This window comes from Nocardia noduli (assembly GCF_019038455.1).
In the GTDB taxonomy this organism is placed as follows: domain Bacteria; phylum Actinomycetota; class Actinomycetes; order Mycobacteriales; family Mycobacteriaceae; genus Nocardia; species Nocardia noduli.
In genome coordinates, this window is sequence record NZ_JAFMPL010000019.1 from 88,685 (window position 1) to 99,807 (window position 11,123).

Here is an 11,123-nt window from a genome sequence, read left to right on the forward strand (position 1 = left end):
CGTTTCGGTTCCGGCAACCAGAACTTTGTCACCGGCGACAAGGCGAGGGGCGCGACTTCGTCGCCGCCGACCAGCCCCGTCCCCGTCGCGCTGTCGCGGGACGCCCAACTCGACGCCGCACGGCGATTGTCGGATTGTGCGAACGCGAAGTTCTCCGGTCGCGCGGGCCGAATCCGCCGGGGATTTCCGGAATTCGCCTCCGATATCGCGCCCGCCCGGCCGAGATTTCGACACTTGTCCGATTTGTCTGATGTATCCAGATAATCCAGTTCGAGGCCGGTCGGCCCGATGTCGACCATTGATCGGGTGTCGGCATCGCTCGACGGGATGATGATCTCCAATGGCGATACCCGCACGAGGTGACTTTTCACAATCCTATTCGACACTATTGTGATCGGAATTGTGCTCTCTGGTAGAGAGTTTTTCCGGTGGATATGCGAAAGCGGGGTCACCGAATGGTCGGTAACCCCGCTTTCGGAGCGTGAGATATTATGCGCAGTCGGAACGCAGTTTGCTCAGCGCGTTGACGATCAGATACCCCTGGGCCGGGGAAGTCGCGGTCTGAAGCGCACTGATGAAATTCTGCACATTCGCGCGCCCCTGATCGGTGGTCAGTTCGCCCGCCCGCCCTTGGAGCTCTCCGATCAAGGCCTCCTTGATCGGCTGCGACTCCTCTACCGGGAGCGTCGCCAGCGGCGTCAACGCGGCAAGCGCGTCGTTGGCGATCGAGGTGATGGCCGGGCAGTCCGCGGCGATATCGGGGCTGGGCGCCGCCGTCGCGGCCGACGACATGATGCCGGTCATCGCGGTAGCGGTGGCCAGCACGGCGAGGACCATTGCACTTCTTTTTCTCATGAGAATCTCCACTGATTTAATGAGTTCGTCCACCGGACAATGCTGACGGATTATCGATCCGCAGATTGGCGAACAGCGAGCGGGTCATTCGTGAGACCCGTACGAAACCGAGGAAATCCGATCGACGGCGCGGTGTGACCCGAACCGATGGACCGTCCCGGCTTCCGATAGTTTCCGGATTCGCCGAGTTGTGTCTCGCGGCGAAGTCGGAGAACTACCATGAATCGAAACGGTACAGCAATTGTTGTGGGATACCAGGGGGCGGCATAAAGATTCTTGCTTCCGCCCAATCCCGAGTTCGACGCCGCGGCGTGGCGATTCAGGTCAACTGTCTGAGTCTGTCGGTCACATCCAGAGGAAATGCCGATACGCCGGAGAGACGGTCCGGCACATCGGCCACGCGCGCATTCGATGAGGATTGTGACGCATCACAGGATTCGCGCCGCCACGATCCCGGCACCGGAATCGGGTGTGTGCCGAATCGCGCAGCGTCCCAGTGATTGTCGAAGTGGGCGTCGGTGGGCAGACTTGTCGGATGCGAACAGACGTGGGACCGGATCTGATGCGGCGATGGGTGGCGCTGTCGGGGGCGGCGGCGGAATACGTCGGGGCGGAACTGATCGCGCGATACCGGGAACCCCATCGGCGCTACCACACCGTGGAGCACCTCGCGGCGATGCTGTCGGTCGTCGACGACCTCGCCGCCGACGCCGACGATATCGACGCGGTGCGCTACGCGGCCTTCTTCCACGACGCCGTCTACGCGGTCGACCGTGCCGACAACGAGGAACTCAGCGCCCGGTTGTCCGAGTCGACACTGGCCGCACTCGGCGCTCCGGCGGAACTGATCGGCGAGGTCGCCCGATTGGTGCGGCTCACCGCCGGCCACACCCCGCGACCCGAAGATCGCAACGGCGGCGTGCTCTGTGACGCCGACCTTGCGGTACTCGCGGCGGACGAATCCGGGTACGACGCCTACGCCGCGGCGGTCCGCGCCGAATACCGGCAGGTGCCCGACGAGGTCTTCCGGCCGGGCCGCGCCGCCGTGCTGCGCGGACTCGCCGAACAGGAACGGCTGTTCCACACCCCGACCGCACGCGCCCGCTACGAATCGGCGGCACGGGCGAATCTCGCGCGCGAGATCGCGCGACTGACCGGGTAGCGGCCGCGACCGGTCAGGTCAGGACGAGCAGTTCGGTGGGCGAGGCGATCTCGGTACGCAGGCCCGCCTTGGTCGCGATCCGCGCGACCGCCCGGATATCGGTGGGATCGGCGCGGGTGACGACCAGGGCACGCGCGAGCAGCCCCTTGTGGTGTTTGTTGAAATGGCTGACCACCGTGCGGCTGCCGTCGGGATGTTCGGTGAGCACGTTGGCGGTGACCGCGCCGGGGACGCGGCCGAGTTGCTGGTAGGTGCCCGAGCGCAGGTCGACGACGAGTTCGCCCGCCGCCTCGTCCGCGAGCGCCGCGCCGAGATGGTCGCGCCACATCGCCGAAAGGGTCGGCAGGCCGGGGAGTTTGGTGCCTCCGGAGAGCCGGTAGGCCGGGATGGGATCGCTCGCGCGGATCGCGCCGAACAGCGCGGAGCCGATACCGAGCCTGGCGTAGGCCTTCTCGCGCTGGACCTTGGTGAAACCCTTCGCGTCGAGCGCGTCGTAGAGCACCCCGGTGTAGCGCTGTAGGGCCGGACGGGTCGCCGAGGTGCGCAGCGCGGCGTTGCGCGCGATCTCACCGTCGGCCCCTTTGCCGAGCCCGAGGACATCGCGCGAGCGGTCGGGATCGGCGGCGAGCCGGATCACTTCGGTGACGAGCCGGTCGCGTACCTCGGTCAGGCGCGGCATCGCGAGCTCCGAGAGTTCCAGTGGCGCGCCCGCGCCGCCGTCGGATTTGGTTTCGGAGGGAGGCAGCAGCACCAGCACGAGCGGATACGGTACCGGCGTGCGCGCCCGCGACACGGAGGTGGTCGCCCGGTGCGAACACGGCGCGCGGGAAAACGGTAATGGCTTGCGTGGTCCCTGTGACCGGCGACTACGCTTTGCACCCGTGATCACCCGCCTCTCCAGACTGTTCCTGCGTACCCTGCGCGACGATCCCGCCGACGCCGAGGTGCCGAGCCACAAACTGCTCGTCCGCGCCGGATACGTGCGCCGCGTCGCCCCGGGGATCTACTCGTGGCTGCCGCTGGGTCTGCGGGTGCTCCGGCAGGTGGAGAATGTCGTCAGAGAAGAGATGGACGCCATGGGCGCCCAGGAGATCTCGCTGCCCTCGCTGCTTCCGCGCGAGCCCTACGAGACCACCAACCGCTGGACCGAATACGGCGACGGCCTGTTCCGGTTGCAGGACCGCAAGAACGCCGATTACCTGCTCGGACCCACCCACGAGGAACTGTTCGCGCTCACCGTGAAGGGCGAATACAACTCGTACAAGGATCTGCCGGTCGTGCTCTATCAGATCCAGACCAAATACCGCGACGAGGAGCGTCCCCGCGCGGGCATCCTGCGCGGACGCGAGTTCATCATGAAGGATTCCTACTCCTTCGACCTCGACGAAGGCGGCCTGAAGAACAGCTACCGGGCCCATCGGGATGCCTACCAGCGCATCTTCGAACGACTCGGCGTCAAGTACGTGATCGTCGCGGCGACCTCCGGCGCCATGGGCGGCAGCGCGTCCGAGGAGTTCCTGGCCGAGAGCCCGGTGGGTGAGGACACTTACGTGCGCAGCGAGGAGTCCGGGTACGCGGCCAACGTGGAAGCGGTGGTCACACCCGCGCCCGCGCCGCTGCCGGTCGACGGCCTGCCCGCCGCGGTCGTCCACGACACCCCCGGCACCCCCACCATCGCGACACTGGTGGAATGGGCCAACGCGGCGGGCGTGCTGGATCGCCCGGTGACCGCGGCCGACACCCTCAAGAACGTCATGGTGAAGTTGCGCCACCCGGACGGCAAATCCGAGATCATCGGCATCGGCATCCCCGGTGACCGCGAGGTCGACGACAAACGACTCGGCGCCGCCGTCGAGCCCGCCGAGGTGGAACTGCTCACCGATGCCGATTTCGCGGCCAACCCGTTCCTGATCAAGGGTTATATCGGGCCGAAGGCGATGCAGGACAACGGCGTTCGCTACCTGGTCGATCCGCGCGTCGGGACCGGTACCGGCTGGATCACCGGTGCGGACGTCTCGGGTAAGCATGCCGTCGGTCTGGTCGCCGGACGCGATTTCACCCCGGACGGCACCATCGAGGCCGCCGAGGTCCGCGACGGCGACCCGTCGCCGGACGGGCAAGGCACCCTCGTGTCCGCGCGCGGCATCGAGATCGGGCACATCTTCCAACTCGGCAACAAGTACACCGATGCCTTCGAGGTCGACGTGCTCGGCGAGAACGGTAAGCCGGTACGGCTGACCATGGGTTCCTACGGCATCGGCGTCTCGCGCATGGTCGCGGTGATCGCCGAACAGCAGCACGACGACAAGGGCCTGCGCTGGCCGTCCGAGGTCGCCCCGTTCGACGTGCACGTCGTCATCGCCAACAAGGACGACGCGGCGCGCACGGGCGCGGAACAGGTCGTCGCGGGTCTGCACGCCCGCGGGCTCGACGTGCTCTTCGACGACCGCACGGCCTCGCCCGGCGTGAAATTCAAGGACGCCGAACTCCTCGGCATGCCGTGGATTCTCGTCATCGGCCGGGGCTGGGCCGAGGGCAAGGTCGAATTGCGCGACCGCTTCACCGGAGAGGTCACCGAGATCGCGGCCGATTCCGCCGTGGACGCGGTCGTCGCGAAGATTCGCGCCTGATCCGTTCCCGGACCGTCGCGGCCCCCGGTGCGGCACGACCGGGGGCCGCGATGTGCCGTCCGGATCTGTGTGGTGACTTCGCACAGCATCGGGCGTCCACGGTGGTGAGAAGGTGCGGCGACCGGCGTCTACCTACGGCTGCGTAAGGTGAAAGCGCAGGTCACACATCCGGCAGACCGTGGGCAGGCACCTGTTACTCGCTGGTAAGTTGACCGGCATGACGAGTACCGACGACCTGCTGTTCAACCCGTCCACCTACGACCCCCAGCAGTTCGACGCCGAGACCACGCGACTGCTGAAGGCCACCATCGAGTGGTTCGAGTCGAAGGGCAAGGCGCAGTTGCTGGCCGATGACCAGGACGCGCTGTGGGTGTCGGAATTCCTGGATTTCGTCAGGAAGGAGAAGTTGTTCGCGACCTTCCTGACACCGGCGGCCTACGCCGACGGCGATCCGAATCGGCGCTGGGACGCCGCGCGCAACGCCGCGCTGTCGGAGATCTTCGGCTTCTACGGGCTCGCGTATTGGTACGCGGAGCAAGTCACGATCCTCGGACTCGGCCCGATCTGGCAGAGCGACAACGAAGCCGCCAAGAAACGGGCGGCGGCGGATCTGGCCGAGGGGCAGGTGATGGCCTTCGGCCTGTCCGAGCAGACCCACGGCGCCGATATCTACAACACCGACCTGGTGCTCACCCCGACCGAACCGGGCAGCGACGACGCCGAGGCGGGAATCCTGTTCCGCGCCAACGGTGAGAAGTACTACATCGGCAACGGCAATGTGGCGAGCATGGTCTCGGTGTTCTCACGCCGGGCCGATATCGACGGCGCGGACGGGTACGTCTGGTTCGCCGCCGACAGCAGGCACGAGGACTACGAACTCATCGGCAATGTCGTGCACGGCCAGATGTATGTCAGCAATTTCCGCCTCACCGATTACCCGGTGCGCGCCGAGGATGTGCTGCACACCGGCCCCGAGGCTTTCTCCGCGGCCCTGAACACGGTCAACGTCGGCAAGTTCAATCTCTGCCACGGTGGCATCGGCATGGTCGAGCACTCGTTCTACGAGGCCATCACCCACGCCAACAACCGCATCCTGTACGGCAATCCGGTCACCCGGTTCCCGCACGTGCGCGGTAATTTCGTCGACGCCTACAGCCGGATCGTCGCGATGAAACTGTTCAGCGACCGGGCCGTCGACTACTTCCGCAGTGCGAGTCTCGAAGACCGGCGCTACCTGCTGTTCAACCCGATGACCAAATCCAAGGTGACCTCCGAGGGCGAGGTCGTGATGACCCTGCTGCTGGATGTGCTCGCCGCCAAGGGCTTCGAGAAGAACACCTACTTCGCCGAGGTCGCCCGGCTGATCAACACGCTGCCCCGGCTGGAGGGCACCGTGCACGTGAATGTCGGTCAGATCCTCAAGTTCATGCCCAACTACCTGTTCGATCCGGCGGACTACCCCGAGATCGGCACCAGGCGGGAAGCGGGCGACGAGGAATTCTTCTGGCGGCAGGGCCCGGCCCGCGGTGCGGGCAAGGTCCGGTTCGCCGACTGGACCCCGGTGTACGAGAAGCACGCCGACGTGCCGAACGTCGCCCGGTTCTACGAGCAGGCGCAGGCGCTGCGCACCCTGCTGCTCACGGCCGCGCCGGACGAGGGGCAGCGCGAGGATCTCGATTTCATGCTGACCATCGGCCACCTGTTCTCACTGGTCGTCTACGGTCAGCTGATTCTGGAGCAGGCCGCGATCATCGGACTGGATCGCGATGTGCTCGACCAGATCTTCGACTTCCAGGTCCGCGACTTCAACGGATACGCCACCACGCTCTACGGGAAGCCGTCGGCGGGCGCGGCGCAGCGGGAATGGGCCGTCGGCGCCCTGCGCACCCCGGTCGCGAACCGGGAACGTTTCGACCGGGTGTGGGACCGGGTGGTCGCCAACGACGGCGCGTACGAGATGCGGCCCTGACGAATCCGTGGCGGTAGGGCCGGTGAGCGAACCCGACCCTACCGCCACGGAGTATCCGTCGTACTCGCGTCAGACCAGGTACAGATCCACCACCAGATCGGTGGAATCGGGCGTCTCGCGGGTGGACGCGTTCGGATTCGCCTCGGCGTCACCGGACTCCCGCTCGGCGTCGCCTCTGTCGGCCGCGGTCGATCCGGCCGTCAGGACGGCGGCGACGGCGGCCGCGACGATGACGAGAAGAACGCAGATGAGTCGTGCGGAACGGGTCATGAATCCTGTCCTCCGGCAATCCCTTTGGGTGGTTGCGGCACGATAACGAAGAACTGTTCGGTGCGGCCCGCGCTCGGGACGGCCGCGTGATCCGGCGCATCGACAGTCCGCGCTGGAGACTTGCGCGCCGGGGTGTCGGAAAGAGTAGCCCGGGAGAACCGGGGCCGACCGTGCGGGTCGGAACCGTCGTGCGGAACGCTCGAATTCGAGGCTCGGCGTCTGCCACCGAGCGGCGTCTCGGGGTCCGCGTGGTCGGATGCGGTCCGAGAAAGGCGACGGTCGCAGGATCGGCGCCGGTCGGACCGGCGCCTGGTATCTCGTCGGTCAGGCGCGACCGGGGAAGGCGGCGGTCGGAGGGTTGGTACCGAGGATCGCCTGCCAGGTCGCCAGTCTCAGCGCGCTCTCGGTGAGAGCATCGATCCCGGTGCCCCGGACCGATTCGGTCGCGGCGTGCTCGACGACCGCGCGCCAAGCGACGGCGGTGTCGTTCTCCACGGTGACGGCGAGCCGGGCGGCGGGTATCGGGTCGTCCACCGGGAACGGGGTGGTGTACGCGGCGTCGGCGGCGGGCGCGGTGACCCCCGCCGCTTCCAGCGCCCGCACGGTCGCGTCGCGGCGGGCGCGATGCGCGGCGGTGTTCTCGGCCACCAGGCGGGTCCGCTCGGGCGAGGCGTACGCGGCGATCACCCCGTAGGCGTACACCGCCGCGTACTCGGCGGCGAGTGCGTCGAGGACGGCACGGCGTTCGGCGTCGGTCATGCCAGCAGGACTCCCGTCTGGGCCGCGCAGGCCGCGCTGATGGAGGCGAGCAGGCCCGCGCGATATCCCGATTGGGTGCGAGCCAGGTCCGCGCTCGATCGCTGCGAGCGGGTCAGTTGTTCGCGCAACTGCTCGACGGTGGGTGGAACGGTGGGCGGTACGGCGCTACCGGGGACGGCGGGAGCCGGACTCGCGCCCGCGGCGGGCGAATTCGGTTCGCGGGTGCGGTGCACGGGGGTGGTTCCGTCGCCGTAGACACCGATGACCCGGTCGATCTCGGTGCGCAGGGCATCCGCGTGTTCGGTGCGCTGCGCCGAGATCGTGTTCAGCGCCGCCTGCTGTTGCGGCGCGAGCGCGATGGCGGCGCTCGCGGCGGCGGCGTCGGCCCTGGCCGCGGCTTCCTGCGCGGCAAGCGGATCGGGGAGATAGACCGGTTCGTCCGAACATCCCGTCGCCGCGCCGAGTGTCAGGACTCCCGCCGTCGCGCCGCCCGCGAGCCGCAACGCGGTGCGACGATCGACCGTCGCACCGCTGCCCGCGCTCGGGCCGCCGAACACGTTCGCACCGAACATGTTCCGGTCCGGGCGGGCGTCGGGCCGATCGGCGGGCGAGCCGGGGATACGCTCGTCGCGCGTGGAGGCGGGGTGGCGGATGGGCACGGCACCATCGTGCCAGATTCGCGGGGTGACTCCGACCGGGGCGCGGCCGGAGTTTCGGCCCGCTTCCGAAGCGGCATACCCGGCAAACTTGCCACAGGCCGCTGGTCCTTTACACTCTCTGGGCGCGTTACGCTAGACCTTCGGTAGACGAGATTTGCTGTCGGGGACCGTCCGCACTTCGTTACCGGTACACAGCGCTCGAAGAAATCCGAAGCTCGCGTCACAACTGAACCAGGAGCCGCCCCACCATGCCGATGCCGACCGACGAAAGGGTGAGCCAGCTGATAGCTGGACTCGTCGAGCGCCGAGGATTCGATCTCGAGGGCGTCGATCTCTCGACGGTGGGCAAGCACGCGGACGCGCAGGCTCGGGTGACGGTCGTCGTGGACAGCGACGCGGCTTCGGATCTCGACACCATCGCCACCCTGAGCCGCGATCTGTCGGAGCTGCTCGACGAGGCGGGCGATTTCGGCGAGACGCCGTATCTGCTCGAGGTCACCTCACCGGGGATCGACCGTCCGCTCACGGCGGACCGGCACTGGCGACGTGCGCGCGGCCGCAAAGTACGGATAACCTTGCGTCCCGGCGCGGAACCTCCGGATCCGGGGGGACACGCCCGGTTCGACGCGAGGGTCGGCGCGCTGGACGGCGATTCGGTGGCGCTCGTGTTGGGCGGTAGACATAAACCGCACCGGGTGACGGTGCCACTGGCCGATATCGCCGAAGCGGTCGTTCAAGTGGAATTCAATCCGCCCGGCGCGAGGGAACTCGAACTCGCGGGCGGCGTAGCGCCCGGCAGACCGACGCCGGGCCAGGATGCCGAAGACATCTCGGGAAGTACCGATGCAGTACCTGTAACAGCGTCCGATTCGCCGACCGAAGGGATCGTGGAATGAACATCGAAATCGAAGCCCTGCGCGCGATTGTCGCCGACAAGGGGATCTCGATCGAGACGGTGATCTCCGCGATCGAGTCGGCACTGCTCACCGCGTATCGCCACACCGAGGGCCACCAGGCCAACGCCTACATCGACATCAACCAGAAGACCGGCGTGGTCAGGGTGATGGCGCGCGAGGTGGACGCCGACGGCAACGTCGTCTCCGAATGGGACGACACCCCCGAGGGATTCGGCCGCATCGCGGCGACCACGGCGCGCCAGGTGGTGCTCCAGCGGTTGCGGGACGCGGAGAACGAGAAATCCTTCGGCGAGTTCTCGACCCACGAGGGCGATATCGTCGGCGGTGTCGTCCAGCGCGACGCCCGCGCCAACGCGCGCGGCACGGTGGTGGTGCGCATCGGCAGCGAGCTGCACGGCACGGAAGGGTTGATCCCGCCCGCAGAGCAGGTGCCGGGGGAGACCTACGAGCACGGCGACCGGATCAAGTGCTACGTCGTCGGCGTCACCCGTGGCCCGCGCGGGCCGCAGATCACGCTGTCGCGCACACATCCGAATCTGGTTCGCCGATTGTTCGCCCTCGAGGTGCCCGAGATCGCCGACGGCTCGGTGGAGATCGTCGCGGTGGCCCGTGAGGCCGGACATCGCTCCAAGATCGCGGTGCGCTCGACGGTGTCGGGCGTCAATGCCAAGGGCGCCTGCATCGGCCCGATGGGGCAGCGCGTGCGCAATGTGATGAGCGAACTGGCGGGCGAGAAGATCGACATCATCGATTACGCCGAGGATCCGGCGGCCTTCGTCGGCAACGCCTTGTCGCCGTCGAAAGTGGTGTCCGTCACTATCGTCGACCCGGACGCCCGCGCGGCACGGGTGGTCGTCCCCGACTTCCAGCTCTCGCTCGCCATCGGCAAGGAGGGGCAGAACGCCCGCTTGGCCGCCCGGCTCACCGGCTGGCGGATCGATATCCGCAGCGACGCCGCCCCTGACATGGGCGGCAACGTGCGGACGGAGGCGCACCGAAGTTGACCGAGGGTGGCGCGCCACGGCGCGCGGCGGTCGATCCGGCGAGTCCCGCGCCGGATCGGGTGGATCGGGAATCGAACACCCGGGATGACATGTTGGTAACTTCCGCGGGGGCGGGGTTCGGTGTTCCGAGCGGGACAGCGGTACAGTGGTCTCAGGTTCAGCGCGAGCCTTCGGTTTCCGTACCGGACCGCACCATCGAGATCGACCCGGCGCCCCAGCGTCGATCGGCTCCGGTGCGTACGTGTATCGGATGCCGGGAGCGCGAGTTGGCCGTCGATCTGTTGCGGATCGTGGCGCAGGATCGGGATGCCGGTGACGGTTCCCGTATCGTCGCGATCGTTCCCGATTCGCGGCGCAGACTGCCCGGGAGGGGTGCCTGGTTGCACCCCCTTTCGTCTTGTCTGCGCGCAGCAGAGCGACGCCGAGCATTCGGCAGAGCACTACGAGTGTCCGGAAATCTGGATATCTCAGCCCTGGAGCATTACCTCGAGAACAGGCACGAGCACTCATGAGCACACCGTGAAGTACCAACGATGAACGTCCATCGGAGATAACCCGAGGTCGTGCGGGCCGCCGTCCCCTGAAACGGCGGAGCTGCTCGACCTCTCAGTGAGGAGAGCAGTGGCAGGCAAGGCCCGCGTGCACGAGTTGGCCAAAGAACTCGGTGTCACAAGTAAGGAACTACTCGCGAAGCTCAAGGAGCAGGGCGAGTTCGTGAAGTCGGCGTCCTCGACGGTGGAAGCGCCCGTCGCCCGTCGCCTCCGCGAGTCGCTGTCGGCGAAATCCGCCACGGCGTCCGATGCCAAGTCCGGGGCTCGTCCCGGACCCGCTTCGTCGGCCCGCCCGGGCCAGAAGCCGACCGGTCCCGGCCCCCGTCCCGGACCGCGTCCCCCCGCAC

The 11,123-nt window shown here is 67.5% G+C and carries 12 protein-coding genes; 7 read left to right on the forward strand and 5 right to left on the reverse strand.

From position 1 onward, the window contains the following. Nucleotides 1-489: 489 nt before the first annotated feature. The gene (locus tag JZ792_RS14300; RefSeq protein WP_216910883.1) at nt 490-855 is read right to left on the reverse strand and encodes a hypothetical protein; all 366 of its coding nucleotides are present in this window, start codon (nt 853-855) and stop codon (nt 490-492) included. Between the two features lie 535 nt (nt 856-1,390). Between JZ792_RS14300 and JZ792_RS14305 the strand changes: the two genes are divergently transcribed. Further along, entirely contained in the window at nt 1,391-2,017 is a 627-nt protein-coding gene (locus tag JZ792_RS14305) for an HD domain-containing protein (protein WP_216910884.1), read from the forward strand. Between the two features lie 13 nt (nt 2,018-2,030). Here the strand turns inward: JZ792_RS14305 and yaaA are convergent, their stop codons facing one another. Then, nucleotides 2,031-2,774 carry a peroxide stress protein YaaA gene (gene yaaA / locus JZ792_RS14310; protein WP_216910886.1) on the reverse strand — a complete coding sequence of 248 codons (744 nt, stop codon included), beginning with the start codon at nt 2,772-2,774 and terminating at the stop codon, nt 2,031-2,033. Between the two features lie 124 nt (nt 2,775-2,898). Between yaaA and JZ792_RS14315 the strand changes: the two genes are divergently transcribed. Together JZ792_RS14315 and JZ792_RS14320 are read left to right on the forward strand one after the other, a co-directional pair. Next, nucleotides 2,899-4,647 (forward strand): proline--tRNA ligase, encoded by a 1,749-nt coding sequence (locus JZ792_RS14315; RefSeq protein WP_216910888.1) that lies wholly within the window; start codon nt 2,899-2,901, stop codon nt 4,645-4,647. Nucleotides 4,648-4,864: 217 nt separating this feature from the next. Beyond that, nucleotides 4,865-6,616 (forward strand): acyl-CoA dehydrogenase family protein, encoded by a 1,752-nt coding sequence (locus tag JZ792_RS14320; RefSeq protein ID WP_216910890.1) that lies wholly within the window; start codon nt 4,865-4,867, stop codon nt 6,614-6,616. 69 nt (nt 6,617-6,685) lie between these two features. Here JZ792_RS14320 and JZ792_RS14325 read toward each other — a convergent pair whose 3' ends face one another. The 3 genes from JZ792_RS14325 to JZ792_RS14335 all read right to left on the reverse strand — a co-directional run bounded on the left by JZ792_RS14325 (nt 6,686) and on the right by JZ792_RS14335 (nt 8,304). After that, nucleotides 6,686-6,886, reverse strand: coding sequence for a hypothetical protein (locus JZ792_RS14325; protein ID WP_216910892.1), 201 nt, complete (start codon nt 6,884-6,886; stop codon nt 6,686-6,688). A gap of 324 nt (nt 6,887-7,210) precedes the next feature. Next, a complete protein-coding gene (locus tag JZ792_RS14330) occupies nt 7,211-7,645 on the reverse strand; it encodes a DUF4439 domain-containing protein (RefSeq protein WP_216910894.1) in 435 nt (144 codons plus the stop codon). After that, complete coding sequence (locus tag JZ792_RS14335; RefSeq protein ID WP_308165295.1) at nt 7,642-8,304, reverse strand: hypothetical protein; 663 nt, start codon at nt 8,302-8,304, stop codon at nt 7,642-7,644. The genes JZ792_RS14330 and JZ792_RS14335 overlap by 4 nt, the downstream gene beginning before the upstream one ends. A gap of 248 nt (nt 8,305-8,552) precedes the next feature. On the opposite strand from JZ792_RS14335, the gene rimP reads away from it, so the two are divergent. The 4 genes from rimP to JZ792_RS14355 all read left to right on the forward strand — a co-directional run. Next, a complete protein-coding gene (gene rimP / locus JZ792_RS14340) occupies nt 8,553-9,200 on the forward strand; it encodes a ribosome maturation factor RimP (protein ID WP_216910896.1) in 648 nt (215 codons plus the stop codon). After that, nucleotides 9,197-10,225 carry a transcription termination factor NusA gene (nusA, locus tag JZ792_RS14345; protein ID WP_216910898.1) on the forward strand — a complete coding sequence of 343 codons (1,029 nt, stop codon included), beginning with the start codon at nt 9,197-9,199 and terminating at the stop codon, nt 10,223-10,225. The genes rimP and nusA overlap by 4 nt, the downstream gene beginning before the upstream one ends. Nucleotides 10,226-10,419: 194 nt before the next feature. Further along, on the forward strand, nt 10,420-10,737 hold the full coding sequence (locus JZ792_RS14350; protein WP_232840028.1) for a YlxR family protein: 318 nt from the start codon (nt 10,420-10,422) through the stop codon (nt 10,735-10,737). Nucleotides 10,738-10,846: 109 nt separating this feature from the next. Then, the coding region (locus JZ792_RS14355; protein WP_216910900.1) for a translation initiation factor IF-2 N-terminal domain-containing protein at nt 10,847-11,123 on the forward strand (277 nt) is incomplete at its 3' end.